This is a genomic window from Paenarthrobacter sp. PPS72, assembly GCF_048537125.1.
Classification (GTDB): domain Bacteria; phylum Actinomycetota; class Actinomycetes; order Actinomycetales; family Micrococcaceae; genus Arthrobacter; species Arthrobacter nitroguajacolicus_E.
In genome coordinates this window covers 224,627-250,958 of sequence record NZ_JBLYIE010000021.1, presented here as the reverse complement: position 1 = coordinate 250,958, position 26,332 = coordinate 224,627, and the positions used below count along the sequence as shown (strand labels likewise).

25 protein-coding genes and 1 tRNA gene are annotated in these 26,332 nt (G+C 62.8%); 16 read left to right on the top strand and 10 right to left on the bottom strand.

What is annotated here, in order from left to right:
- From ACLRGI_RS11360 to ACLRGI_RS11325, 8 genes are all read left to right on the top strand, one after another.
- Positions 1–684, top strand: coding sequence for a DUF501 domain-containing protein (locus ACLRGI_RS11360; protein WP_419201752.1), 684 nt, complete (start codon positions 1–3; stop codon positions 682–684).
- The gene (locus tag ACLRGI_RS11355; RefSeq protein WP_419201751.1) at positions 681–1,652 is read left to right on the top strand and encodes a Ppx/GppA phosphatase family protein; all 972 of its coding nucleotides are present in this window, start codon (positions 681–683) and stop codon (positions 1,650–1,652) included. Before ACLRGI_RS11360 ends, ACLRGI_RS11355 begins: the two co-directional genes overlap by 4 nt.
- Complete coding sequence (locus tag ACLRGI_RS11350) at positions 1,649–3,055, top strand: S8 family serine peptidase (protein ID WP_419201750.1); 1,407 nt, start codon at positions 1,649–1,651, stop codon at positions 3,053–3,055. Before ACLRGI_RS11355 ends, ACLRGI_RS11350 begins: the two co-directional genes overlap by 4 nt.
- 38 nt (positions 3,056–3,093) lie before the next feature.
- On the top strand, positions 3,094–4,548 hold the full coding sequence (locus ACLRGI_RS11345) for an NAD(P)/FAD-dependent oxidoreductase (RefSeq protein ID WP_419201749.1): 1,455 nt from the start codon (positions 3,094–3,096) through the stop codon (positions 4,546–4,548).
- A gap of 93 nt (positions 4,549–4,641) precedes the next feature.
- Positions 4,642–5,562 carry an N-acetyltransferase gene (locus ACLRGI_RS11340; protein ID WP_419201748.1) on the top strand — a complete coding sequence of 307 codons (921 nt, stop codon included), beginning with the start codon at positions 4,642–4,644 and terminating at the stop codon, positions 5,560–5,562.
- Positions 5,563–5,583: 21 nt separating this feature from the next.
- Positions 5,584–5,657 (top strand) — tRNA-Leu (locus ACLRGI_RS11335).
- A gap of 224 nt (positions 5,658–5,881) precedes the next feature.
- A complete protein-coding gene (locus ACLRGI_RS11330) occupies positions 5,882–7,237 on the top strand; it encodes an ABC transporter substrate-binding protein (RefSeq protein ID WP_419201747.1) in 1,356 nt (451 codons plus the stop codon).
- Between the two features lie 124 nt (positions 7,238–7,361).
- Positions 7,362–8,300 (top strand): lipid kinase, encoded by a 939-nt coding sequence (locus ACLRGI_RS11325; RefSeq protein ID WP_419201746.1) that lies wholly within the window; start codon positions 7,362–7,364, stop codon positions 8,298–8,300.
- A 60-nt stretch (positions 8,301–8,360) separates the two neighbouring features.
- Here ACLRGI_RS11325 and ACLRGI_RS11320 read toward each other — a convergent pair whose 3' ends face one another.
- Genes ACLRGI_RS11320 through ACLRGI_RS11305 form a run of 4 tightly spaced genes read right to left on the bottom strand, consistent with a single transcriptional unit; the run spans position 8,361 to position 12,405 of the window.
- A complete protein-coding gene (locus ACLRGI_RS11320; protein WP_144647612.1) occupies positions 8,361–9,131 on the bottom strand; it encodes an ABC transporter ATP-binding protein in 771 nt (256 codons plus the stop codon).
- Positions 9,128–10,120 carry an ABC transporter ATP-binding protein gene (locus tag ACLRGI_RS11315; RefSeq protein WP_419201745.1) on the bottom strand — a complete coding sequence of 331 codons (993 nt, stop codon included), beginning with the start codon at positions 10,118–10,120 and terminating at the stop codon, positions 9,128–9,130. Before ACLRGI_RS11315 ends, ACLRGI_RS11320 begins: the two co-directional genes overlap by 4 nt.
- A complete protein-coding gene (locus ACLRGI_RS11310; RefSeq protein ID WP_419201744.1) occupies positions 10,117–11,085 on the bottom strand; it encodes a branched-chain amino acid ABC transporter permease in 969 nt (322 codons plus the stop codon). Before ACLRGI_RS11310 ends, ACLRGI_RS11315 begins: the two co-directional genes overlap by 4 nt.
- Before the next feature lie 9 nt (positions 11,086–11,094).
- A complete protein-coding gene (locus ACLRGI_RS11305; RefSeq protein WP_419201743.1) occupies positions 11,095–12,405 on the bottom strand; it encodes a branched-chain amino acid ABC transporter permease in 1,311 nt (436 codons plus the stop codon).
- 433 nt (positions 12,406–12,838) lie between these two features.
- Here ACLRGI_RS11305 and ACLRGI_RS11300 point away from each other — a divergent pair, with 433 nt between their 5' ends.
- A complete protein-coding gene (locus tag ACLRGI_RS11300) occupies positions 12,839–13,750 on the top strand; it encodes a Bax inhibitor-1/YccA family protein (RefSeq protein WP_419201742.1) in 912 nt (303 codons plus the stop codon).
- Positions 13,751–13,905: 155 nt separating this feature from the next.
- On the opposite strand, the gene ACLRGI_RS11295 is transcribed toward ACLRGI_RS11300, so the two are convergent.
- From ACLRGI_RS11295 to galT, 3 genes are all read right to left on the bottom strand, one after another.
- A complete protein-coding gene (locus tag ACLRGI_RS11295) occupies positions 13,906–15,144 on the bottom strand; it encodes an acetyl-CoA C-acetyltransferase (RefSeq protein ID WP_419201741.1) in 1,239 nt (412 codons plus the stop codon).
- 78 nt (positions 15,145–15,222) lie between these two features.
- A complete protein-coding gene (gene galK / locus ACLRGI_RS11290; RefSeq protein WP_419201740.1) occupies positions 15,223–16,383 on the bottom strand; it encodes a galactokinase in 1,161 nt (386 codons plus the stop codon).
- A complete protein-coding gene (gene galT, locus ACLRGI_RS11285; protein ID WP_419201739.1) occupies positions 16,380–17,528 on the bottom strand; it encodes a galactose-1-phosphate uridylyltransferase in 1,149 nt (382 codons plus the stop codon). Before galT ends, galK begins: the two co-directional genes overlap by 4 nt.
- A gap of 98 nt (positions 17,529–17,626) precedes the next feature.
- On the opposite strand from galT, the gene ACLRGI_RS11280 reads away from it, so the two are divergent.
- The 4 genes from ACLRGI_RS11280 to ACLRGI_RS11265 all read left to right on the top strand — a co-directional run bounded on the left by ACLRGI_RS11280 (position 17,627) and on the right by ACLRGI_RS11265 (position 21,843).
- The gene (locus ACLRGI_RS11280; RefSeq protein WP_419201788.1) at positions 17,627–18,577 is read left to right on the top strand and encodes an aldose 1-epimerase family protein; all 951 of its coding nucleotides are present in this window, start codon (positions 17,627–17,629) and stop codon (positions 18,575–18,577) included.
- Positions 18,578–18,682: 105 nt separating this feature from the next.
- Positions 18,683–19,963, top strand: a complete 1,281-nt coding sequence (locus ACLRGI_RS11275) for an AI-2E family transporter (protein WP_419201738.1) — start codon at positions 18,683–18,685, stop codon at positions 19,961–19,963.
- A 3-nt stretch (positions 19,964–19,966) separates the two neighbouring features.
- Positions 19,967–21,205: a threonine ammonia-lyase gene (ilvA, locus tag ACLRGI_RS11270; protein ID WP_026542826.1), complete on the top strand. Its 1,239-nt coding sequence runs from the start codon at positions 19,967–19,969 to the stop codon at positions 21,203–21,205.
- A 14-nt stretch (positions 21,206–21,219) separates the two neighbouring features.
- Positions 21,220–21,843, top strand: coding sequence for a rhomboid family intramembrane serine protease (locus tag ACLRGI_RS11265; protein ID WP_419201737.1), 624 nt, complete (start codon positions 21,220–21,222; stop codon positions 21,841–21,843).
- 137 nt (positions 21,844–21,980) lie between these two features.
- On the opposite strand, the gene greA is transcribed toward ACLRGI_RS11265, so the two are convergent.
- Positions 21,981–22,475 carry a transcription elongation factor GreA gene (gene greA / locus ACLRGI_RS11260; protein ID WP_026542824.1) on the bottom strand — a complete coding sequence of 165 codons (495 nt, stop codon included), beginning with the start codon at positions 22,473–22,475 and terminating at the stop codon, positions 21,981–21,983.
- A gap of 152 nt (positions 22,476–22,627) precedes the next feature.
- Positions 22,628–23,086 carry a DUF4307 domain-containing protein gene (locus tag ACLRGI_RS11255; protein WP_419201736.1) on the bottom strand — a complete coding sequence of 153 codons (459 nt, stop codon included), beginning with the start codon at positions 23,084–23,086 and terminating at the stop codon, positions 22,628–22,630.
- Positions 23,087–23,160: 74 nt separating this feature from the next.
- Here ACLRGI_RS11255 and mca point away from each other — a divergent pair, with 74 nt between their 5' ends.
- Both mca and ACLRGI_RS11245 read left to right on the top strand, forming a co-directional pair.
- The gene (mca, locus tag ACLRGI_RS11250; protein WP_419201735.1) at positions 23,161–24,066 is read left to right on the top strand and encodes a mycothiol conjugate amidase Mca; all 906 of its coding nucleotides are present in this window, start codon (positions 23,161–23,163) and stop codon (positions 24,064–24,066) included.
- Between the two features lie 106 nt (positions 24,067–24,172).
- The gene (locus ACLRGI_RS11245; RefSeq protein WP_419201787.1) at positions 24,173–24,493 is read left to right on the top strand and encodes a hypothetical protein; all 321 of its coding nucleotides are present in this window, start codon (positions 24,173–24,175) and stop codon (positions 24,491–24,493) included.
- A gap of 52 nt (positions 24,494–24,545) precedes the next feature.
- On the opposite strand, the gene trhA is transcribed toward ACLRGI_RS11245, so the two are convergent.
- Positions 24,546–25,187 (bottom strand): PAQR family membrane homeostasis protein TrhA, encoded by a 642-nt coding sequence (trhA, locus tag ACLRGI_RS11240; protein WP_419201734.1) that lies wholly within the window; start codon positions 25,185–25,187, stop codon positions 24,546–24,548.
- A 152-nt stretch (positions 25,188–25,339) separates the two neighbouring features.
- Between trhA and ACLRGI_RS11235 the strand changes: the two genes are divergently transcribed.
- Positions 25,340–26,101, top strand: a complete 762-nt coding sequence (locus ACLRGI_RS11235; protein ID WP_419201733.1) for an isoprenyl transferase — start codon at positions 25,340–25,342, stop codon at positions 26,099–26,101.
- The last annotated feature ends 231 nt before the right edge of the window (positions 26,102–26,332 follow it).

Below are 26,332 nucleotides of genomic sequence, written 5' to 3'. Positions count from 1 at the left end.
GTGGAAGAGAACACGGCAGCCGTGCCGCAGGAATCCCGCCAGCCATCAGCACATGATCTTGAGGTCCTGAGCCGCCAGTTGGGCAGGCCGGTCCGGGATGTTGTCGAGATCCCGGCAAGGTGTGTCTGCGGCAACCCCTTGGTGGCAGCTACAGCTCCCAGGCTCAGCAACGGAACACCGTTTCCCACCACGTTCTACCTGACACATCCTGTTATTACCTCAGCGGTGTCGCGGCTTGAAGCGGGCGGGCTCATGAATGAGATGAACGATCGTCTGGTCGCCGACCAGGACCTGGCCGCTGCCTACCATGGCGCCCACGACGCCTACCTCCAGGCCCGTAACCAGATCGCTGACCGCTCCGGCACGGGAGCTGTGCCCGAGATCGACGGTATTTCTGCGGGTGGTATGCCCACCCGCGTGAAGTGCCTGCATGTTTTGGTTGGTCATTCGTTGGCTGCCGGTCCGGGCGTGAATCCGCTGGGGGACGAGGCACTGGGTGCCATCACCGAGTGGTGGGCCAAGGACCGCTGCTATTGCGACGGCGCCTGGGACACCACCGGCGAGGCTCCTTCGCGCGACTTGAGCCGCCATGGTCCGCAGGGACTGCCGGACATTGTGGGGCGTCCCGCGCCGGTTCGGAAGTCGAAGTTCGAATCCGAAGATGAGCAGGAAGGCACCGCATGAGCCGCGTGGCTGCCATTGACTGCGGTACCAACTCCATCCGCCTCCTGATCGCCGATGTCTCAGGGAACGATGCGTCTGGTGGGGATGCAGCGGGCCCGCTGACCGACGTCGTGCGTGAGATGCGCGTGGTACGGCTGGGCCAGGGCGTTGATGCCACGGGTGAGTTGGCTCCGGAGGCGTTGGAGCGGACGTTTGCTGCAACCCGGGATTATGCCGCGCTTATCAAGGAACACGACGCCGTGCGAGTTCGTTTCGCCGCAACATCCGCAACTCGTGATGCCACTAACCGCCAGGTCTTCGTAGACGGCATCCGGGACCTCCTGGGTGTGCAGCCCGAGGTCATTTCCGGTGATGAGGAAGCTGCGTTGTCCTTCGCAGGAGCCAGCAGCGTCCTGCCCGCCACAGGGGAGGATTCCATCCTTGTGGTGGACCTTGGCGGTGGCAGCACCGAATTCGTCCTGGGCGATTCCGGCGGCGTTATCGCGGCACGCTCGGTGGACATTGGCTGTGTCCGTCTCACCGAACGTCACCTTCGCAGCGATCCGCCAACGGCTGCGCAAATCGCCGCAGCAGAGGCCGACGTCGATGCCGCACTGGATCTTGCTGCCGGGACCGTGCCGCTTGACCGTGCCACGGCCGTGGTTGGCGTGGCCGGTTCCATCACCACCATCACCGCGCACGCGCTGGGCTTGACCGAGTACCAGCCGGACCGCATCCATGGTGCGTCGTTGGGCCTCGGAACCATCGCTGACGCGTGCACCAGCCTGTTGGAAATGACCCGCGACGAACGGGCTGCCCTTCCGTACATGCATCCGGGAAGGGCGGACGTCATCGGGGCGGGAGCCTTGGTGTGGCGCCGCATTCTGACCAGGCTGGCAGCGGTCAGCAACGGGACCATTCTTGAGGCTGTCGCCAGCGAACACGACATCCTGGACGGCATAGCCCTGAGTATCCGGGACGACCAATGACGTTGGGACACCGACGCACCCTCTCCGCTGCGCTTGCCACCACCTTGGCGGGCGGCGCGCTTGCTGGTGCGCTGTTGTCGGCTCCTGCAGCCAACGCGGATGTGTGGCGGGACAAGGAGTATTGGCTCAAGGAGTCGGGTGTTACCAATGCCTGGCAGGTGTCCAAGGGCGCCGGAGTCAAGGTGGCGATTATTGATAGCGGTATTGACGGAAGCCACCCTGACCTCAAGGGCGTTGTTGTCGGTGGGACGGATGTCTCCGGAGCGGGGGCTCCGAACGGACAAAAGAGTATCGGTGCAAAGACTGAGCACGGCACCTTGGTGGCAACGATGCTGGCCGGGCGTGGCCACATCACGCCCACCCCGCCACCCTCGCCGTCGGCGTCAGCATCAGCATCACCGGCCCCACCGCCACCGCCCCCAACCACTCCGCCTGCCGGGGGACCGGACGGGATCACTGGAGTTGCGCCTGAAGCGGAGATCCTGGCCATCTCAACCTGGCTCGGTTCGCCCAACCCGGGCGGCAAGACCGACCAGGAACAGATACCTGAAGCAGTGCGTTGGGCGGTGGACAACGGCGCCAAGGTCATCAACATTTCCTTGGGCAGTACCTCGCCTGACTGGCCGCAAAGCTGGGACGCAGCGTTTTTGTACGCTGAGCAAAAAGATGTGGTGATCGTTGCAGCCGCGGGAAACCGGGTGGGTGGCAACGTGCAGGTTGGAGCACCGGCAACCATTCCGGGCGTCCTGACCGTAGCCGGCTTGGACGGCGAGGGGCGCGCCAGCGTCGACTCATCTTCCCAAGGCATCAGCATCGGAGTGGCAGCCCCTGCGGAGAAGCTGGTGGGTGGCATTCCCGGAGGTTCCTATGCCGAGTGGGCAGGAACGTCCGGAGCGGCACCCATTGTTTCAGGTGTGGCAGCACTCATCCGTTCCAAATGGCCGGAAATGAGCGCCACCCAGGTCATCAACAGAATTGTCAGCACGGCCAAGGACGCTGGCGCCCCCGGCAAGGACCCTCTTTACGGCTACGGCATCCTGAACGCTGAAGCCGCTTTGAAGAATGACGTGCCGGTCACCAGCACCAACCCGCTCGGTTCGATTGCCGACTGGATCCGCGTCCACCGCCGCGGTGTCTTCAGCGAGCCCTCACAGGCGCCCGTGGCTAGTCCCACCAGTGCCGCGCCCACCCTCGCTGATCCGACCGTCCCTGTTGCGAAGACGCCGGCCACGGTGGACGACGCCCTTCCTGCCGCCGTCGTACTTGGTTTTGGTGCGTTGTTCGCAGCCCTCGTAACAGGTGCTGCGATCCAGCTGCGAAGGGTCGTGAAGAACCCGCCAGCGGTGGCCGAAGAGCCCGAAACAGGCGCCCTCTTGAAGGTGGATCCGCCCGCCCGGAAGTAGTTAGTGAAGATTTTCACAAAGTACTGTACTCTGGACCCATGGCAACCACCCCAGAGCTCATTGACCGTCCCCGGGTTCTCGTCGTCGGCGGCGGCTACGTCGGCCTGTACGTAGCACTCAAACTGCAGAAGAAGATCGCGAACGCAGGCGGAATCGTCACCGTCGTTGATCCACTGCCGTACATGACCTACCAGCCCTTCCTCCCGGAAGTAGCCGGTGGCAACATCGAGGCACGCCACGCCGTCGTCTCCCACCGTCAGCACCTCAAGCAGACTGAGCTCATCCAGGGCCGCGTCACCAGCATCGACCACGCCAACCGGACCGCGGTTATCGCCCCGTCCGATGGCGGGGAGAACTTCGAGATCCCATACTTCGACGTCGTGATCGCGGCAGGCGCCATCACCCGCACGTTCCCCATCAAGGGCCTCGCGGACAAGGGCATCGGCCTGAAGACCATCGAGGAAGCCGTTGCATTGCGCAACAAGGTGCTGGAGCGCATCGAAGCCGCTTCCACCATGACGGACCCTGCAGAGCGCGCCAAGGCACTGACCTTCGTTGTGGTCGGCGGCGGCTTCGCCGGCATCGAATGCCTCACCGAAATGGAAGACCTCGCCCGCGCCGCGGTACGCAACAACCCGCGCATCCGTCAGGAAGAAGTCCGCTTCATCCTGGTCGAAGCCATGGGCCGCATCATGCCCGAGGTCACCGCCTCGCAGGCCGAGTGGGTTGTGGAGCACCTCCGCAGCCGCGGCATCGAAGTACTCCTGAACACTTCCCTTGACAGCGCCGAGGGCAACCTCAAGCTCATCAATCTCCCGGACAAGACCCCCGCCGGCGAAGTTGAAGCAGACACCCTGGTGTGGGCTGCCGGTGTGCAGGCCAACCCGATGATCCGCTCCACCGACTTCCCGCTGGAACCCCGTGGCCGCGTCCGCGTCCTCCCGGACCTCCGCATCGCAGGTGACGAAGGCATCGTTGAGAACGCCTGGGCCGCCGGCGACATCGCCGCTGTTCCTGACCTCACGGGCAAGGGCCTGCCGGACGGCACCTGCGTCCCCAACGCCCAGCACGCTCTCCGCCAGGCCAAGAAGCTCGCCAAGAACCTCTGGGCTTCGCGCTGGGACAAGCCGCTGCACGACTACAAGCACAAGAACCTCGGTGCTGTAGCCGGCTTCGGCGAGTGGAAGGGTGTTGCCAACATCAACCTGCTCGGCCGCATCGGCCTCAAGGGCGGTCTCGCCTGGCTGGCCCACCGTGGTTACCACGGCATGGCGATGCCCACCGTGGAGCGTAAGTTCCGCGTGATCTTCGGCTGGATCCTGGCCTTCTTCGCCGGCCGCGACACCACGCCCCTGATGGACCTGGACAACCCGCGTGGCGCCTTCGTGGCCGCTGCAACCCCGGCTCCCAAGCCTGCTGCCGCTCCGGCGCCGGTGGAAGCCAAGCCGGTTGCCGAGGAAGTCAAGACCCCGGTTACGGCTAACGCCAAGTAGTCCACGCACGACGGCGGCCACCCCCTTTTCGGGGAGTGGCCGCCGTCGGCGTTTAACCAGCAGCGTTTCCGCCGCTGCCCCTAGACTGTCCTCATGTCCGGTGAAACCGACCTCAAGACGTTGCTGGAATCCCTTCACCCCGTTGTGCGCGATGGCGACTACGTCTACGCCTTGTGGCCGCACGGCAGACCGCTTTCGGGTGGCATCGAGGCGGCTGTTCGAGAGGCCGAGGGCCTTACCGTTGTCCTGCCCAGGGACGAAGCTGATTCCTTGGGCCTGAGCTACGACTTCGTCGCTGCGTGGATCACGCTCCAGGTCCATTCGGCCCTTGAAGCCGTGGGGCTCACGGCTGCAGTAAGTGCCGCGTTGACGCACGCCGGGATCAGCTGCAACGTCCTTGCCGGCTTCCATCACGACCACCTCCTGGTGCCGTCGGCAGATGCTGCCCGGGCCATGGACTTGCTCCGGCTTTTGGCACGCGGTGTGGTCCTGCGCACCGAGCGCCCCGAGGACCGCACTGAGATCCTCGAACTGACAGCCCGCGCGTTTTCTGTCTCGCCGGCGACCGGTGAACCCGTTGAAGGCATACCCATTGAGGTGGACCTCCTGCGGGAGCTTTTTGAGTGCAGCGAGTATGTTCCGGAGCTGAGCATCGTTGCGGAGATGGGCGGGGAAATTGTGGGTCACGCCATCAGCACGAGAGGCTGGGTGGGGGAGTTCGAACTGCTGGGCCTGGGTCCCGTAGGCGTACTCCCACCGTTCCAGCGACGCGGGGTGGGTTCGGCCCTGATGCGCGAAACGGCGGCCCGTGCCACTGCCCTCGGGGAACCCGGGATAGCCTTGCTCGGCAGCCCACATTGTTACCGGCGCTTCGGCTATGTGCCGGCCACTTCGTTGGGTGTTGAACCGCCTGAGCCCGTGTGGGGCGAACACTTCCAGCTTCTTGCCCTACCGGGGTGGCCCGACGACGTCCGGGGCACCTTTCGCTACGCCGCGCCATTTAACAGGCTCTAGCTGGGATACCATGGTCCGGGCGCCCCAGTAGCCCAATTGGCAGAGGCAGCGGACTTAAAATCCGCGTGTTGTGGGTTCGAGTCCCACCTGGGGCACAAACGCAAGGTGAGAGCTCTTTCTCCCTTCCCGTGCACGGTTCTCCTCTTCAGCGGCTTTTCCCAGCAACCTCGTAGATTCCCCACAGGCAACGAGTGTTATAGGGATGTGACCTGAATCACTTATGTTCGCGGGGCAATTGCACTAGTTTGAGTCTTAATCAGGAACACCTGAGTAAATCGCATCAAAGGCAGTTCGCACCTTTCGATCGAGGAGACAACGAATGTTTGATCTTTCCCCAGCGGCGCCCCGAGCCGCCAAGCTAACAGCGCTTGGCATTGGGGTCGCTCTCTTGGCCACAGCTTGTGGTGGGTCTTCGACACCTACCCAGACTGGGTCTCAATCCGCCGCCCCGGCCGGTATCGCCTGCCCGGCTCCGAGCGGAGGGGCGGGAGCCGGCAACAGCCAGGCTGCCACCAAAGCGGGACCTGTACCTCCCTCGACCACCACCACGGCTACGCCGCTTAAGCTTGGATCGCTCCTGCCGACAACGGGGTCGCTGGCGTTCCTCGGCCCGCCTGAAATTGCCGGTGTCAACCTCGGCGTCAAGGAAGTCAACGACGCCGGCGGCGTTTTGGGTGCCCCCGTTGAAGTGACCCACCGCGACTCCGGCGATACCAAGACGGACATCGCCACGCAGTCCACCACAGCCCTGCTGGGCCAGGGTGTGAGTGCGGTTATCGGTGCGGCCTCGTCCGGCGTTTCCAAGACGGTCATCAACCAGATCACGGGCGCCGGCGTCATCCACTTCTCCCCGGCGAACACCTCACCTGACTTCACCACATGGGACGACAAGGGCCTCTACTGGCGAACGGCACCGTCCGACGTCCTCCAGGGCAAGGTCCTCGGCAACTACATGGCCACCTGTGGCGCCCAGACTGTTGGCATGATCGTTCTCAACGACGCTTACGGAACCGGCCTGCAGAAGAACGTCAAGGAAGCCTTCGAGGCAGCCGGCGGCAAGGTTGTTGCTGAAGAGCTCTTCAACGAAGGTGATTCGCAGTTCAGCAGCCAGGTTGACAAGGTGCTCGCGGCCAAGCCCGATGCCATCGCACTGATTACCTTCGACCAGGCCAAGAGCATCGTGCCCCTCATGACGGGCAAGGGCGTCAAGCCCACGCAGCTGTTCATGGTTGACGGCAACACCTCGGATTACAGCAAGGACTTCCAGGCAGGCACCATGAAGGGCGCGCAGGGGACCATCCCCGGTACGTTCGCCAAGGACGCCTTCAAGCAGAAGCTCCTCGCGATCGATCCCGCCCTGAAGGACTACAGCTACGCAGGCGAGTCCTACGACGCCGTGAACCTGATCGCCCTGGCATCTGAGGCAGCAAAGAGCACCAAGGGTACGGAAATCGCGGCCAAGCTCAAGGAAGTCTCTGAAGGAGGCGAGAAGTGCACCGACTTCCCGTCCTGCGTCACCCTGCTCCGCGAGGGCAAGGACGTTGACTACGACGGCCAGTCCGGTCCGGTAACGTTCTCCAATGACGGTGACCCCACCGAGGCATACATTGGTATCTACGAATACCAGGACGACAACACCTACAAGCCGGTTCGCGAAGAGTTCGGCAAGCTCTAAGCTGAACGCCAACTGGACCGCACTTAGCAGCGGGTCCTCCTCCTCACAAGGAAGGGGACCCGCTGCGCGTTAACCGTTCCGGTCAACAAAGCCCTTACACAGGCGGTGGACCTACCATGTCCTCATGAAGCTAACCCGGGACGCCCGCTCCATTGCCGTGGTCATCAATGCCGGATCACGCAAAGGTTCCGCGGCTCAGAAGCTTGTGGCCGAGTCTCTCGCAAAGGCGGGGCTCCCCGTCTCTGCTGTTTATACGGTGCATGGCGGCGAAGATCTGGGACGAACCCTGCAACAAGCGGTTACCGAGGGGCACGATCTCGTGGTGGTTGGGGGTGGCGACGGAACGGTTGCCTCGGCTGCCGGTCTCGTGGCGGGTACCGACGTCGTGCTGGGTGTGCTGCCGCTGGGCACCGCCAATGACCTTGCCAGGACGCTGGAGATTCCCCGGGATCCGGGCAGCGCCTGCGCTGCCCTCGCGGAGGGAAAAGTAGTGGACATCGACCTCGGGCGGGCGAATGGGCAGCCCTTCCTCAATGTGGCTTCAGTCGGCCTCTCCGTGGCAGTAACCGAGACGCTCAGTCCGCGCCTCAAGCGCCTCATCGGGCCCTTGGCGTATGGTGTGGCCACACTGCGCTCCTATGCCAAGCACAAGCCCTTCCACGCCCGCCTCGAGTTCCCGGACGGGGACCATGAGCCCATGGAGCTGGACAACCTGCTTCAGGTGGCAGTCGGCAACGGAAGGTACTACGGCGGCGGCAATGCGGTCTCGCCAACAGCGGGAATCGACGATCACACCCTGGACATTTACGCGATCCGGTCGGCGCCGCTGCGGGAACAGGTCAAGATCGCCCGTTCACTGAAGAACGGCAAATTTGTGGACAACGAGCGGGTGTGCCACCTGACCAGCCGGAAGGTCAGGCTGGTGACTGATCCGCTACTGCCGGTGAACCTCGACGGCGAGATCACCACCAGCACCCCCACGGACTTCAGTGTTGAACGAAATGCGGTGCATGTGGTGGTGCCCGGGAACAGCAGCAGCGCGACGTTTGAGGGACGCATCTGAAAACACCGAAGGCCTGGTTCCGGTGCGTCACCGGAACCAGGCCTTTCGGGGTTGTCGCAGCTAGACTTCGTCCGCCAGGGTACCCAGGTAGAGCTGGATGACCTTGGGGTCCTTCATGAGCTCACGTCCCGTACCCGTGTACGCATCCTTGCCCTGGTCCAGGACATAGCCGCGGTCACAGATCTGCAGGCAACGGCGGGCGTTCTGTTCCACCATGATCACCGAGACGCCGGCGCGGTTGATCTCGTGGACACGGAGGAAGGTCTCGTCCTGTTTGACGGGGGAGAGGCCTGCCGACGGCTCGTCGAGCAGCAGCACAGCCGGGTCCATCATAAGAGCCCTGCCCATGGCCACCATCTGGCGTTCACCGCCGGAAAGGGACCCTGCACGCTGGGCACGCCGCTTTCCCAGCTCCGGGAAGAGGCTGGTGACGAAGTCGAATCGTTCGGAGAAGTCCTTGGGCCGTTGGAACATGCCCATTTGTAGATTCTCTTCAATGGTCAGCGTGGCGAAGACGTTGTTGGTCTGCGGCACGAAGCCCACGCCCTGGGTCACCAGCTTGTTGGCCTTCAACCCGGTGAGGTCCTGGCCGCGCACTACTACCGTGCCGGAGTGGACCTTCACCAGACCGAACATGGCTTTGAGGAGCGTGGACTTGCCGGCGCCGTTGGGCCCGATGATGCCAATCAGCTCGCCCTTGCGGGCCTCGATGCTGCAGCCGTTGAGGATGTTGACGCCGGGGATGTAACCGGCCACGAGGTTTGTTACCTTGACGACGGAATCACCGGCCGGGGCGGCCGCCGAGGCGGGCATTGCGCTGGTGCTGCTCATTTCCCGTCCTCCTTCTTGGTTTCTTCGATCTCGGACAGGATGCCGGCGTCTTCCGTTCCCACTACCGACTCCTCGTCAGCTTCGAGTTCTGCCTCGAGCACCTTGATGCCTTCGGCGTCACCGAGGTCCACGTCGTGGTGGGCACCGAGGTAGGCGTCGATGACTGCGGGGTTCTTCATGACTTCGCCCGGAGGGCCTTCGGCAACAACCTTGCCTTCGGCCATGACCACAACCCAGTCGGCAATGTGGCGGACCATGTTCATGTCGTGCTCCACGAAGAGCACGGTCATGCCCTCCGCCTTGAGGTTCTTGATGTGGTCCAACAGAGACTGTGTCAAAGCGGGGTTCACACCGGCCATCGGCTCATCGAGCATCACCAGCTTGGGCTTCACCATCAAGGAGCGTGCCATTTCCAGGAGCTTCCGCTGACCACCGGAGAGGGACGCTGCATAGTCGTCCTTCTTGGTATCCAGCTTGAACTTCTCCAGCAGCACGTGGGCTTGGGCTGTGATTTCCTTTTCACGGCCTCCCCACATGCCTTTGAAAAGCGCTTTGGAAAGCCGTTCGCCGGGCTGGTTCGCAGCACCAAGGCGCATGTTTTCCATGACGGTCAACTTGCCCATCACCTTGGTCAACTGGAACGTGCGGACCATGCCCATGCGTGCCACCTTGTATGAGGAGACGCCGGCCAGGCTGTTGCCTTCAAACTGCCACTTGCCGGTATTGGGAGTGTCGAATCCGGTGAGCAGGTTGAACAGGGTGGTTTTGCCGGCTCCGTTGGGGCCGATCAGGGCGGTGATCTTGTGGCGTGGAATCTCGAGGTATTCCACGTCCACGGCGTTGATGCCGCCAAAGGAACGGGTGACGTCCTCTGCCACCACAATGGGATCCCGCTTCTTGCAGCCGGGGGTATTTTCCCCGACGGCGATCGGCCGGGAATCGGTCATGTAGTCGATATTTTCCGTGTTGCGTTCGTTCGTCTCACTCATGCGAAAGCAAGCTCCTTCTTATTGCCGAAGACGCCTTGCGGGCGGAAGATCATCAGGAGCATCAGCGCAACGCCCACCAGGATGTAGCGCAGCTGTCCGGCCTGGACGGTGGTCAGCCACGTGACAGCCCCTGATTCGATGAGGCCGTAGAGCAGGCTCTGGGTCAGCGAAAGCACCACCCAGAAGATCATTGCTCCAATGACGGGCCCCAGGACCGTGGCCATGCCGCCGAGCAGGAGGCAGGTCCACAGGAAGAACGTGAGTTCAGTGCCGTAGTTGGACGGCTGGACGGCGCCGCGGGGGAGCGTGAAAATCATGCCCGCCAACGCGCCCAGCACGCCACCAATGACCAGCGCCTGCATCTTGTAGGCGTAAACGTTCTTGCCGAGTGAGCGGACAGCGTTCTCGTCCTCGCGGATGCCCTTCAGGACGCGGCCCCAGGGGCTGCGCATGAGGAGCCACACCAACACACAGCAAACGATAACCAGTCCCCAGCCGACGACGCGGATAAAGAAGTCGCGGTTGTTCATGCCCATGTAGGACCCCTCGGGGAACGGGTTCATGGCATAGAAGGTGTTCTCAAACGCTGCCAGGCCGTTGGCCGATCCGGTAACGCTGGTGAGCTGGCTGGTGGTGACCACGTAGCGGACGATTTCTGCCGCTGCGATGGTAACGATTGCGAGGTAATCGGCCCGAAGCCGCAGGGTAGGTATGCCGAGGATGAAGGCGAAGATCACCGAGCAGAGAACAGAAATGATCAAGGCAAGGAAGAACGGGGCATCGAAGCTCAGGGTCGAGATTGCGAAACCGTAGGCACCAACCGCCATGAAGCCGGCCTGGCCGAAGTTCAGCAGGCCTGAGTAGCCGAAGTGCACCGCGAGGCCCAAAGCGGCAAGTGCGTACGCCGCCGTCGTCGGGCTGAACAATTCGCCAAGGGCGCTGGAGAAAATGAATCCGAAGTCCATGGCCCGCTCCTAACCCACACGCTCACGCCGGCCGAGGATACCCTGCGGTCGGAACAGAAGAACAACAATCATGATGAACAGGGCACCGACGTACTTGAGGTCGGCGGGGAGGCCGAACACGGTAGTCAGTTCCACGAAGATGCCGACGACGATCGAGCCGATCAGGGCACCGAAGACGGTTCCCAAACCGCCAAGGGTCACACCGGCGAAGATGAGCAGCAGGATTTGCGAGCCCATGTCGAAGGTGACGCCCGGGCGGTAGTACGCCCACAGGATGCCGCCGAGGGAGGCGAGGACGCCGCCCACGATCCACACAATCCGGATGACGGAGTCGACGTCGATGCCCGAGGCGGCTGCCAGTGCGGGGTTGTCGGCTACCGCGCGGGTTGCCTTACCGAGGCGCGTCTTCAGCAGGACGATGCCGATCAAGGCAATGACCACGGCGCTGATGATCAAGGACCACAGGTTGTTCGGCGAAATCGAAACAGGACCAATCTGGATCTCGGCACTCTGAGCGCCGGGCAGCTGCTGTGTTGCACCGCCGAAGAAGAACTGGATGACGTAGCGGATAGCCAACGCGAGGCCGATGCTGACGATCATCATGGGGACCAGTCCTGAGCCGCGTTTCCTCAGGGGCCGCCAGAGCCCTGCGTCCTGGACGTAGCCGAAGAGACCGCCGCCCACCAGGGCAAGCAGGATGGCCAGCCAGAAGGGGAGTCCGAAGGCGTTGAACATGAACACCAGGACGGCGCCCAGCGTCACCATCTCGCCGTGGGCGAAGTTGGTCAGGCCGGTGGTTCCGAAGATCAGGGAGAGGCCAACCGAAGCCAAGGCGAGGAGGAGGCCGAAGCTCAGTCCCGCGACCAGGCGGTTGAGGAGGTTTTGCCCGAAGTCCTGTTGCTGGACCACGATGCCTTCGCCAAAGGCGAAGATCACCGACAAGTTGGACGTCTGGCTGAACGTGACATCGCGGGGATTGTCCTGGCCCTCGGCCAGTGCGATGCCCTCCGGCAAGGTGGAGGTGTCCAGCTCGATGGTGTAGGTGCCTTGGACGGGAACGCCGATGGTCCAGGCTCCGTTGGCTCCGGAGGTGGCTTCACCTTCAAAGCCGTTGCCCGTGGCTTTGATCTTGACGCCGGGTATGGGAGCCCGGGCATCATCGCGGAGGAACCCGCTGATGTTGTTCTGGAACGTCGTCGGTGACGGCGAAGGCGAGGGGGTGGTGGTTGCCTGTGCCGAAGGGGCGGCGATCAACAGAGCGGTGATGAGGGCTGCGAACAGCGCCCCCACAACTCTCTGCAGTCCCTTGGACCGTCTCATGGACGGGTCGCGCAGTGTGCTTCTCAAAATGGAAACCTCCACAGTGGGGGTGGTCCCGGCTGCGCCATTGCAGCCGGTGCGAACGGTAAATGGGGCTTGTGAACAGTTCTTGCCTAGCTGCCTCGATTGTGATCTAAGTCACCCATGTGTGGCCTATGTTACCGCTCAGTGAGCCGAATAAATGCCCAGTTCGGGGGTGCAAAGATCGCGATCGGATAACAACTGTGAAGCTATAGGCAACTAGTGATGTAGGAATGCTTAAGTAAACCTTTGTTGTTTGAGGGTGCTCCTTAACGTTCCCCCGGGGTAACACTGCCAATTTCTTGTCACGGTTGAGTTTCGTCTCCGTGAACAAGGGAACTTTCCCTGCCGCGCGCGCGTGGTAATTGGTACCGTGAACTATCACTAGCCCTTTTTCAGGAGGACACCCGCAATGGCACTTGGCGGAAACCCAGTCTTCAACGGAAAGAATTTCCGTGGAGCAAAGCAGGCCCCGCCTGTACCGCAGAACCCGTACGGCCAGCAGTTCAACCAGGCACCCGGCCGTGCGCCGAGCCAGGTCATGGACGGCCATGCAGCATGGTCCGCCCAGCAGCAGAACATGACCAACGAGCAACTGCAGCAGATGTACAACCAGCCCGCTGCAGGCCCGGCCGACACCGGCCGCATGACCTATGACGACGTCATCATGAAGACCGTCGCCTGCCTCGTGGTTCTCATCATCGGTGCAGGTGTAACGCTCTTCGTCGCGCCTGCCCTCTCCACCATGCTCATGATCGTTGGCGCGCTGGGCGGATTCGTCCTGGCGCTGGTCAACACCTTCAAGAAGCAGCCTTCACCGGCGCTCATCCTTGCCTATGCCGGTCTGGAGGGCCTGTTCCTCGGTGGCCTTACCCGGATCCTGGACGGCATGTACCCCGGTGTCGGCCTCCAGGCTGTTATCGGTACGCTGGCAGTCTTCGGCGTCACCCTGGTGCTCTTCAAGAGCGGCAAGGTCCGCGCCACCCCCAAGATGGTGCGCTTCTTCATGATCGCCACCATTGGTTACGCAGTCTTCGCGCTGATCAACATGGTGATGGTGTGGACCGGCGCTGTGCAATCGCCGTTCGGCCTCCGCACTGAAGTAGAGATCTTCGGCATCCCGCTGGGCGTTTTCATCGGCATCCTGGCCATCGGCCTGGCAGCCTTCTCGCTGATCATGGACTTCACCAGCATCGAAGAAGGCGTCCGCGCCGGCGCCCCGGAGCGTTACTCCTGGGTTGCGGCCTTCGGCCTGACGGTCACCCTGGTGTGGCTGTACGTGGAAATCATCCGCCTGCTGGCCATCCTGCGAGGCGACGACTAGTTACCAACAGCTCCACCGCAAATGCCCCCGAAGAGATTCGGGGGCATTTTTGCGTCTCCGGGGGCATTTATTCGTTCGCGAGGGGCGACGTCTCGACCGTATGTGAGGCTTTAAGAGTCGAGAACCAACCCCTCGCAGCCACCTCACCGAACCAACTAGCTCAGCCGTTCGAAGACAACTGCCATGCCCTGACCGCCACCTACACAGAGCGTGGCAAGCCCCAAGGTCCCATCGCGTTCCTGGAGGCCGTTAAGCAACGTGCTCGTCATCCGGGCACCCGTCATGCCGAAGGGGTGTCCAAGGGCGATGGCGCCGCCATGGACATTGAGTTTGGCGGGGTCGATGCCCAATTCACGGGCGCTCGCCACCACCTGCACAGCGAAGGCTTCATTGAGCTCCACAAGGTCAATGTCGTCCATGGTCAGTCCAGCCAGTGCCAGGGCCCGTCTGGTGGACTCCACGGGGCCCATTCCCATGAGCTCGGGGGAGAGGGCGCTGACGCCGGTGGACACCACCCTGGCCAGCGGCTCCAGACCCAGTTCGCGTGCGCGGACGTCGCTCATGACCACTACCGAGGCGGCGCCGTCATTGAGGGGGCACGCGTTGCCGGCGGTGACGGTCCCCTCCGAGCGGAAGACGGGTTGCAGTGCGGATACCGCTTCAAGGGTCACGCCTGGGCGGGGTGAATCATCCCGCTCTACTACGGTTCCGTCTTTGCGGGTGTAGGGCGTGATATCCCGGGCGTAAAACCCGGAGGCGATGGCAGCTTCGGTGCGATTCTGGCTCAGGACAGCCCACTCGTCCTGCTCGGAGCGGCTGATGCCATAGCTCGTGGCGACATTCTCGGCCGTCTGGCCCATGGAAATGTAGATGTCCGGCAGTCGGCCGCCGAGCCGCGGGTCGGTCCAAGGGATATTCGACGCCGCCCGGGAGGCCGTGCGCTGTGCTGCCGCCTCGAACACGGGATTGTGGTTCGAGGGATCCGTTTCGCCTGCCCCGGCCCAGTCCTGGTACCGCGATACACTCTCCACTCCAGCGGAAACGATCGCGTGGGCTTCACCGGCCCTGATGGCATGGACGGCCATCCGCAGGGTCTGCAGGCTCGAGGCACAGAAACGGTTGATGGTGGCCGCGGGCACGCGGTCCAGCCCCGCAAGGACGGCTACCACCCTTGCCATGTTGGATCCGGCCTCGCCGCTGGGTTCGGCGCAGCCCAGCAGGATGTCGTCCAAGCCTTGCCCGTCCTCCGCTCCGGGATCGAAGCCCGGAACTTTTGTGAGCGCGGCCTGAACCATGGCCGTGGCCAGGTCGTCCGGACGTTCGTCCTTGAGGGAGCCTTTGAAGGCCCGTCCAATGGGGCTTCTGGCAGTAGCAACAATGACAGCCTCAGTCATGGCCCCAGCTTACGCCCGGCATCCACTTGGATGCCGGGCGCTCGCAGGAAGAAACTCGCAGGAAGATAGGGGAGCGCGTCAGGAGAGGCGACGTGCTCCGGCGGCCGGCGTAACGGTGAAGATGTCCGGTGCGGTAAAGCCGGCCTCGGCGAAGGAACGCACGACGGCGTCGCGAACCTGCTGCTCTTGGTCCACCGGAGTCAGTGCGATGGCTGAACCGCCGAAACCGCCGCCCGTCATGCGGGCGCCGATCGCGCCGTTGGCCCGGGAGGTGTCCACCGCGAGGTCGAGTTCCGGGCAGGAGATCTCAAAGTCGTCGCGCATGGAGACGTGGCTGGCATCCAGCAACCCTCCGATGGCTGCAGGACCGTCGGCGCCCAGGGTTTCCACCGTCTGGAGGACTCGGTCGTTTTCCGTGACCACGTGCCGGACCCGCCGAAGGGTGGTTTCGTCCAACAGTCCCGACGCTTCCTCCAGACGCTCCACGCCGACGTCGCGCAGTGCCTTGACGCCGAGGATCTCGGCACCCAACTCGCAGGAGGCGCGGCGGGAGGCGTAACCGCCGTCGGCGTGGGAGTGGGAGACCTTGGTGTCGATGACCAGCAGGACCAAACCGGACGCTTCGGCGTCGAAGGGGACCAGCTCCACATGTTGGTCGCGGCAGTCCAGGAAGACGGCCTGTCCCTTGGCGCCGCGCAAGGAGGCCGACTGGTCCATGATTCCGGTGGGCGCGCCGACGAACACATTTTCGGCGCGTTGGGTAGCCAGCACCAGGTCCTCGGCAGCCAAACCGGCGCCGGTCAACTCGTTGAGGGCGGAGATGACGGCGCACTCGATGGCGTGGGACGAAGACAATCCAGCGCCGGAAGGAACATCGGAATCCAGCAGGAGGTCAAAGCCGGGCACCTCGATGCCACGTTCCTTGAGCGCCCATGCCACGCCCCGAGGGTAGCGTGACCATCCCGCACCGGATCCGGGTTCCGAGTCCGCAAGGTCGGCCTCGACCAATCCGTGCCCGCCAAAGGTGGACAGCATGCGCACTTTCGAGTCGTCGCGGACGCGCAACGCCACCTTTGCTGTCTTGTCGATGGCAAAGGGCAGCACAAAACCTTCGTTGTAGTCAGTGTGCTCGCCGATTAGATTGACGCGTCCCGGTGCCTGCCACACGCCGTCGGCGGTGGCGCCGAAGGTTTCCTGAAAGCGTGCCGCGAGAACGCCGGCGTCGGTAGTAGTGGTCATGCTCGTGTGCCTTCCAGGGTCTTGGTTGAAGGTGCTGCGGCGACGCTGCGGAGCCGCTCGGCCACCGCTTCAGGTGTGGTGTCGTTGATGAACGCTCCCATGGCGGCCTCAGAGCCGGCCAGATACTTGAGCTTATCGGCAGCGCGGCGGGGTGATGTGAGTTGTAGGTGCAGCTGGCCGGCAGGGCGAAGAACCGGGTCCAGCGGGGCTTGATGCCAGGCTGAGATGTATGGCATCGGGGTGGGGTAGAGGGCGTCGAGGCGCTTCAGTAGGTCCAGGTAGACGTGAGAAAGCTCATCGCGTTCTTCGCCTGTCAGGGCCGCAAGATCAGGGACGCTGCGATGCGGTGTGAGGTGGATTTCCAACGGCCAGCGCGCCGCGAAAGGTACATAGGCGCTGAAGTGCTTGGCCTCAAGGACCATGCGGCTGCCGTCTTCGCGTTCAGCCCGCAGGAGCGAGGCCCCGAGCGTTTCCCTCGCGTCGACGTCGTCGTAATACTTCCGTGCCACCGTGCCGAGCTGGGCAGCGCGGGGAGTCACGTAGGGGTACGCGTAGATCTGGCCGTGCGGATGGTGCAGGGTGACGCCGATGTCCGCACCGCGGTTCTCGAACGGAAACACCTGCTTGATTCCGGGCAAGGCGCTCAGAGCCTCGGTCCGCTGGGCCCACGCTTCAATGACCGTGCGGGCACGCGTTTCACCCAGTTCGGCAAAGGATCCAGTGTGCTGCGGAGTGAAAGCGACTACCTCACAGCGCCCGTACGCCGCTCCCTTGATTTTATGGCCGGAGTGCCCCGGGACAGGAACCGGTGGGATGTCGCCCAAAGCCGGGCCCAGGGACGGGAAGCGGTTCTCGAAGACCACAACGTCATAATCCGGCGCCGGAATTTCCGAAGGGTTCGCGGCCGTGGTGGGGCAAATGGGGCACTGATCAGCAGGGGGAAGGTGTGTGCGTGTCTGCCGATGGGCGGCCACAGCTACCCAGTCACCCGACAAGGCGTCATAACGGACTTCGCCGGGCTCGCCGCGGGCCGGGAGTTCGCGGTGGTCCACCAGTGAATCCGGTGTCCGTTCCGGAGTTCCGGGGTCGTCGAAGTAGATCAGCTCTCGGCTGTCGGCGAGGCGGGTGCTGGTGATGCGACTCATAGTTACATCATTCCACAAGCGACCAAAAACGCATAGTTTCTAACAAAAGCAAACATTTCTTGATGGGACGCAGTCCGCTGATGCAGTACGGTATTGCCATGCCTGCCTCCCCATCGCTTGCCGGTGACGCCCACCAGTCCGAATCCTGTCGCTTTGCTACTGGCCGTCAGTTCGAGCTTCGCAGGGACGACGCGCTCGCGGTCGTCACCGAGCTGGCCGCTGGCCTGAGGCTCTACTCACGCGGCGGAGTCCAGTTGACCGAAAGCTACGGCGACGACGAAATTTCCCCTGGTGCCACCGGTATCACGTTGGCGCCCTGGGCCAACAGGGTGGAAGACGGGATATGGTACCTGGAGGGCAAGAAGCAGCAACTGGACATCACCGAGGCCTCACGCAATAACGCCAGCCACGGCCTGCTGCGCAACACCGGGTACGCCCTTGTTGACGAATCCGAGTTTTCCGTGACGTTGGAGGCCACGGTCTTCCCTCAACACGGCTACCCGTTCCTGGTGCGGCACCGGGTGCGCTACGAGCTCGATCAGAACCTGGACCTTCGTGTCGCGCAGACCTTGATCAACGATTCCCAGGCCACGGCACCCTTTGTCCTGGGCGCGCACCCGTACTTGCGGTTCGGCGACACGGCTCCCGAGGACCTGGCCCTGACGGTGAAGGCAGGCACCCGTCTCGTAGCCGACGACCGACTCATTCCACGCAGCACCGCTCCGGCGGATGGTCAGTTTGATTTCTCCCGCGGCGCTGCCGTGGGGGATTTGCTGGTGGATGTTGCGCTGACGGACCTGGCGTTCGACGGCGGCATTGCGCGCCACACGCTGACCGCTCCGGATGGTCGCAGCGTAAGCCTTGAGCAGGACGAGAACTGCGGCTACGTCCACGTTTTCGTCACAGACACTTTCCCCGGCAGATCCAAGGCAGTGGCCATCGAACCCATGACTGGCCCTGCCAACGCGTTCAACAGCGGGGATGGCCTCCGCTGGTTGGCCCCTGGCGAGGACTTCACCATGCGCTGGGGAATCACAGCATCCCTCTAGCTTGTTCGCCTCGGAAAAGACTGGGAAATCCTTCGGTATGTCTCGGATCGTCTCGGAAGTGAGAGCCGGTTTCCCATACGGCCCGGGCTACGGAATTATGGGTTCATGACGCCAACACCGGACGCCAAGACACGTTCTGACCGCCAAATCGCCGAAGACATCCCGTACGGGGTGCGCATCGCAGCGGCCTGGTCGTGGCGGGCAGGACTGATCCTCCTCATGATCGGTGCCTTGGTTTGGTTGCTGGGCAAGGTGAGTTTCCTCATTATCCCGGTGATGGTTGCTGCGTTGCTGGCCGGCTTGCTGCATCCGGTAGTGGCGTGGTTGCGCGGCCGGAAGGTCCCCAACGGGGGAGCAGTCGCCATCACAGTGTTGGGCTTCATCGGCGTAATCGGTGGTGCCCTGGCACTGGTCGGCAGGCAGCTCGTTGCGGGTTTCGGTGCCCTCTGGCAGGAGGCGCTGGCGGGCATCCAGCAGATACAGACCTGGCTGGCCGATGGGCCGCTGCACCTGACCGCAGACCAGATAGACCAGTACATCTCTGATGGCGCGAATGCCCTCCAGAACAACAGCAGCAGCATTCTCAGTGGTGCGCTGTCTTTCGGAAGCACTGCCGGACACTTTGCGGCTGGTCTTGTGCTGGCCCTCTTTATCCTCATCTTCTTCCTTCTGGAGGGGCCGCGGATCTGGGCCTTCCTTGTCCGTCTCCTGCCCAAGAGCGCACGGCGGGCCACCGATGGTGCCGGGCGCCGGGGCTGGACATCCATGGTCAGCTATGTGCGGATCCAGATGTTCGTCGCGTTCGTGGACGCCGTGGGCATTGGCGTGGGCGCGGCCATCATCCAGGTCCCGCTGGCTCTTCCCTTGGCGGTCCTGGTATTCATCGGCTCGTTCATCCCGGTGGTCGGTGCCTTGGTTACGGGGGCCATCGCAGTGCTGCTCGCCCTCGTGGCCAACGGGCCCATCAATGCGCTGATCATGCTGGCAATCGTCCTGGTAGTGCAGCAGCTTGAAAGCCACATCCTGCAGCCGCTGGTCATGGGCAAGGCCGTGGCACTGCATCCGGTGGCCGTGATCCTCTCGGTTGCCGCGGGTTCCTACCTCGCCGGCATCCCCGGAGCCCTCTTTGCGGTCCCGCTGCTCGCCGTAGTAAACACGGCAGTTCGCTATATTGCGGGCCGGACGTGGGAACATGATGAAGGATTGGGCGGTGTGGAACTCCAGCCGGCAGCCGCTTCGGCGGGGCCAAGCGGCGATGCCAACTTCAAGGAGGTCCACCTACCACGGCCTGAATCCCGGCTCGGCAAAGGCATCGCCGGCAAGACCAAGGCTTCGGGGAACACCTCAGTTGAGGAGCCTCAAGCCAACACCAACAAAGGAGAATAGTCAGTGAATACCCTCGAAACCCTGCCCGTCACGCTGGACGATGTCCTCAAGGCGCAGGAACTGCTCGAGGGCATTATCACCAAGACTCCGGTGGAATCGTCCCGGGCGCTGGGCAGCCTCGTGGGCGGCAACGTCTTTTTCAAGTGCGAGAACCTGCAGCGTGCAGGCTCCTTCAAGGTCCGCGGCGCCTATGTGCGCATGGCACGGCTGACGGAGGACGAGAAGAAGCGCGGTGTAGTGGCGGCCTCGGCCGGCAACCACGCGCAGGGTGTGGCAGTGGCTGCCAAGAGCCTGGGCATCAATGCCCGAATCTACATGCCCCTGGGCGTGGCCCTGCCCAAACTTGCAGCCACGCGGAGCCACGGCGCTGAAGTGGTCCTACATGGCCACAACGTAGATGAGGCGTTGGCCGAAGCGCAGCGCTACGCCAACGAAACAGGCGCGGTCTTTGTTCACCCCTTTGACAACGTGGATGTCGTTGCCGGGCAGGGCACCATCGGGCTTGAGATCCTGGACCAGATCCCCAACGTGGACACCATCCTCATGGGAGTTGGCGGCGGCGGGCTGCTGGCCGGTGTGGCTGTGGCCATCAAGGCCAGGGCCAAGGAACTCGGGCGTGAGATCAGGGTCATCGGCGTGCAGGCAGAAAACGCAGCCGCCTACCCGCCATCACTGGCTGCTGACGCCTTGGTGCCCCTGAAGAAGGTCACCACCATGGCCGACGGCATTGCGGTTGGGCGTCCCGGGCAGCTTCCCTTCAGCATCATCCGCGAGCTTGTGGACGACGTCGTGACCGTGAGCGAGGACTCGCTCGCACGGGCCCTGATCTTCCTGCTCGAGCGCGCCAAGATGGTTGTCGAGCCAGCCGGGGCCGTCGGAGTAGCCGCCCTGATGGACGGCAAGATCGAAAACCCGGGGAACACCGCCGTCGTGCTCTCCGGCGGCAACATCGATCCCATGCTCATGCTCAAAGTCATCCAGCGCGGCCTCTCGGCTGCCGGCCGTTTCATGACGGTCCGCATGATGCTGGACGACCGGCCGGGTTCCTTGGCCACCATCGCACGCATCATTGCTGAAAACGATGCCAACGTCACCGGCTTGGACCACACCCGCTTGGGTGGTTCCATCAGCATGGGTGACGTCTCCATCACTATCAACCTGGAAACCAAGGGCCACGAACACGGCGAACAGGTTCTCGGTGCACTCCGGGCCGAGGGCTTCCAGCCGATCGTGGTGCACTGACAGGAGGGGTGCCCATGGTGCTGGGAATGCCGGAGGGCTCAAAGGAAGGGGCCAGGGAGTCGCTCGCTGGCCGGGCGAAGGGCGGTCTGCTCTTCATGGGAGGATTCGTGATCGTCCTCTACGTCATTGAGATCCTCAACACCCTGATGCGTCACGGACTCAACCCGACCTTTGGCCTGCGCCCCCGTTCCATGGACGGCGTGCTGGACATCCTGACATTTCCGCTGCTGCACGCGAACCTGAATCATTTGCTGTCCAACACCCTGCCGTTGATCATCTTCGGCTTCCTGGTGTTCCTGTCCGGAATCCGGGTGTTCATCACGGCGTTGGCCTTCAGCTGGCTCGGATCAGGGCTTGCAGTGTGGCTGGTCGGCGGGGGAGGCGTGACAGTGGGAGCTTCCGGACTGGTTTTCGGTTTCTTCGCCTTCCTGTTGGTGCGGGGATTCTTTAACCGCAATTGGTGGCAGATACTGCTTTCCGTGGTTTTGTTCATGGCTTACGGCAGCATCCTCTTCGGTGTGCTTCCTACTGTGCTTGGCTACGTTTCCTGGCAGGCGCACCTCGGCGGTGCCGTGGGCGGCGTCATCGCGGCAGTCCTGCTGCGCCCCAAGGCCAAGCCCGCCATCCAACCCAAGTAAGTCACAGCTGTGCGCGTTATGAGCTCTCAGAACGCGCACTGCTGCAACCCGGTTGGGCGGGCACACGAAAAACGCCGGCCCGCCCCGCGATGGGGTGGGCCGGCGTCGTGTATTTCAGACCGGTGAAAGCCCGCTGCTTAGGCGACGTACGGCTTGGCGGAGACGATCTCCACCGGGATTTCCTTGCCGTTGGGAGCGACGTAGCTCAGGCTGTCGCCTTCCTTGTGGCCGATGATGGCGGCACCCAGCGGCGACTTTTCGCTGAAGACATCAAGGTCGGAATCTCCGGCGATTTCGCGGGAGCCCAACAGGAACGTTTCTTCGTCCCCGGCGATGCGGGCAACAACCAGCATGCCGGGCTCAACGATTCCGTCGTCGGCAGGAGCTTCGCCCACTTGGGCATCGCGCAGGAGCGCGGTGAGCTGACGGATGCGGGCCTCGATCTTGCCCTGCTCCTCCTTGGCGGCGTGGTAGCCGCCATTTTCCTTAAGGTCGCCTTCCTGACGGGCAGCTTCGATCTTCTGGACGATTTCCGCCCGGCCAGCGCCGGAAAGGTGGTCCAGCTCAGCCTGCAAGCGGTCGAAAGCTTCCTGGGTAAGCCAAGCCGCAGTGGCGCTATTGGTGGTAGACACGGATTTCTCCTTTAGATCTGACAATGCAAAAGACCCCGCCGAGTTGGCCACTCGTGAATCTCAGTAACCAACTTAACGGGGTGAAGGTTTCATCCATTGTAGTAAATCCTTTGGACGAACCCAAACCGGTTGAGCCGTGGGTCACACGATTGTTATTTGCCGCTGTCCACGATCCAACAGTTATCAACAACGCCTGAGACTGCCGGGGATTCGGTCCTCAGGACCGTCCGTTGCATGCTGGTGCTGCCGCCGTCAGGATTGTTCTCGGGTTCGTTGGGTCCGATCTCCACTACTTTCCAGCCCACCACTGCAAACTTGGAATCCAAAGCCTTGATGGCGCATTTGGCGGTGGCGGCGGGCTGTTTGGTCACCTGGTAGTCCACCTCTGCCTGAGTCTGGTCCACGGTGCTGTAACCGATGTCCTTGAACGTAACCGGGGGCTGACCCGGGCCCGTTGTGACGTAGGCAGCAAACGCGATACCGACGGACAAGGCCACAGCAACGATGATTCGCTTGGTTTTTCGTGTCAAGCGTCGCTTTTGGCCACCGTAGCGATTGGCTAGGCTATTACTTGCCGGTAGTTCGGTGGCCGATTCGTTCTGTGAAGTCACCTATTCAGTTTAGTGCGGATTGCGGCACCTCCTGCACTGGCCCTACACACGTTCCATGAAAGAGGAGCCGTCAAGTGACAGCGTCCAGCAGTTCCGAGCAGCAGCTGCGGCTGCTCGCCGTCCATGCCCATCCGGATGACGAGTCCAGCAAGGGTGCAGCAACCATGGCGATGTACGCCGCGGCCGGAGTAGGCGTGATGGTCGCCACCTGCACGGATGGCTCGCGTGGTGACATCCAGAACCCCGCCATGGTAGATGCGCCCCATCCCAAGCGGGACATGGCCGGTGCCCGGCGCCTTGAGATGGCCCAAGCGGCCGCGGTCCTTGGAATCCAGCAGCGTTGGATGGGTTTTGTGGACTCAGGCCTGCCCGAGGGCGATCCCCTCCCGCCGTTGCCGCCGGGTTGCTTCGCCCGGCAGCCGTTGGAGCGCGCAACTGCGCCCTTGGTCCGTCTGGTCCGGAACTTCAAGCCGCACGTCATCCTCAGCTACGACGAAAACGGCGGTTACCCGCATCCCGACCACATCATGGCCCACAAGGTTACGGTTGAAGCATTCGAAGCTGCGGGCGATCCTGAGCGCTACCCCGGCATGGGGGAACCGTGGACGCCCAGCAAGCTCTATTTCGATCGAGCCTTCAGTCCCGAACGATTCCGTGCGCTGCATTTTGCGCTGGAAGAAGCCGGGCTGCAATCACCGTATGCGGAGCGGCTTGCTGCTTGGCTGGAAGCGGACGCCGAAGGTCACACGGCCCCGGTGGCCGGGCATCAGACCACCACGCAGGTTGATTGTGGTGATTTCTTCGAAACCCGGGACGACGCCCTGAGGGCCCACCGGACGCAGATCGATCCTCTCGGCTTCTTCTTCGCGGTTTCGCCGGATTTGCAGCGGATCGCCTGGCCGTGGGAGGACTATACCCTGATCAAGTCCAGGGTCTCCTCCGAGCTGCCGGAGAAGGACCTCTTCGCGGGGATAAGATAGGGATTCAGGCAGTTTCTATCGCTCGTAGAAGTTGTCGTATTGCCAGCCGGCTTCCCGGCCGTGCGCTGCCAGCAGGCACGCACCAGCTCCAATAGAAGGTATGAAAGTGCAGCACTTGATTCTTGCCCTGACCGTAACTCCCTCGCCCAATCCCTCGGGTACGCTGCGGCCCGGCCTGTCCGCGGATCAGGTGACGCCGGGTACGTGGGGCTTCGTCCTCACGGCCTTCATCGTGATCCTTTCAACCTTCCTGATCGTGGATATGGTTCGCAGGATCCGCCGAGTCCGTTACCGCGCACAGGCAGAGGAGGCGCGCCTGGCTGCGGAGGCGGGCGAATCAGCCGATGCGGGCAGTGCAAGTGAAAGCCCTGCCGATGCAGGCAGTACCGCAGGTGAGAACGGCGACGGCGGCCCCGGAACCCGCTGAACCGGGTCCCCGCGGAGGGTGCAAGGAGCTCACGTGGCCTTTTCTGCCGAGCCTAGCTCACCACCGCCATCATGATCGCCACGAAGTGCGCCGCAAAGGCCAGCACCGTGAAGGCGTGGAAGAGCTCATGGAACCCGAAGTGCTGGACGCTGAAATTCGGTTTCTTGAGGGCATAGAACACGGCGCCCGCGATGTATAGGGCGCCACCGACGCAGATGAGGATTGCTGCCGGGGCGTTGGCCGAGAAGAACTGGGGCAAGTAGAACAATGCTCCGCAGCCGAGGGCTATGTACACGGGCACGTACAACCATCGTGGAGCGTGGGTCCACAGAATCCTGAAGAGCACGCCGACTATTGCTCCGGACCACACCAGCCAGAGCAGGGTCACGGCCTGTGAGCGCTCCAGCAAAGACCACGCCAGCGGCGTATAGCTGCCGGCGATCACCAGCATGATGTTCGTATGGTCCAGACGTTTGAGCAGCATCCGGACTTTTGGTGACCAGTTCCCGCGGTGATAGACGGCGCTGACCCCAAACAGCAGGAAGCCCGTCAATGCATAAACGGCGGAGGTGATTTTGCGGTCCGGGGTAGGGGCAATGGTGACCAGGACGATCCCTGCCGCGAGGGCAAAAGGAGCGGCGACAGCGTGGATCCACCCACGCCATAGGGGCTTGGTTTCGAGGAGCTCGGCCATGGGACAAGAATAACTTACGTTTCGGTAAGTTACCCAGTGGTAACAAGTCCGGGACGAATTTTGACCGGCCACTGCACCGGCCCGGCAGTTCGGGACGGTAGCCTTGGATGTGCGCCGTCGTCGTATAAGCAAGGAAGTCAGGTGAGAGTCCGGTGGAGCTGCCCGGTTTCCTCTATGGCTTCTACGAGCGCAGGTTGCTGCGCTCCCTCAAGCAAGACAGGATTCCCCGGCACATCGGCGTCATGGTGGACGGTAACCGACGCTGGGCCCGCCAGTTCAACGCGCCCACCAGCCAAGGACACCAGGCGGGCGCGGATAAAATCCACGAATTCCTCGGCTGGTGCCAGGAACTCGGCGTCAAAGTAGTAACCCTGTACATGCTTTCCACGGACAACATGAGCCGTTCCGGTGAAGAGCTTGACCTCCTCATGGGCATCATCGCCAACACCATGGACCGGCTCGATGAAGACGAAGACGTCTCCGTCCACGCCATGGGCGCCCCGGAACTCCTGCCGGACTACTTGGCCGAACGCCTCAACAAACTCACCGCCCGGACCCCGGTACACGAAAAAATCCACGTGAACGTGGCTGTGGGCTACGGCGGGCGCCGTGAAATCGTCGACGCCGTACGCGAACTCCTGCACGATGCCGACACCAAAGGACGAAAGATGTCCGACGTTGCAGATGAACTTTCGGTGGACGACATCTCAAGGTTCCTCTATACGCGCGGCCAGCCAGATCCGGACCTCGTCATTCGCACCTCGGGTGAGCAGCGGCTCTCGGGCTTCCTCATGTGGCAAAGCGCCTACAGCGAGTTCTACTTCTGCGAAGCCCTCTGGCCGGCCTTCCGCAAGGTCGATTTCCTGCGTGCGCTCAGGGACTATGCCGGGCGCCAGCGCAGGTTCGGCACCTGATCCCATTCCCGTTTACGAGGAATTAATCTGCAGGCAATGCGACTTGCCGACTCAGGTTTCGGAAATTCCTGTGAGTGGGATTACGTTAATCCCATCAGCAGGCAAAACCGCCCGCTGATCGGGGAGGCCAGTATATGGAGCGGACTATCGCACCAGTTACATGGGAGGCCACGCCCGGCCTTCCGGCCGAGCCGCTTCACCATTAGGCCGGGCGAACTGCCCGGGGCTGGA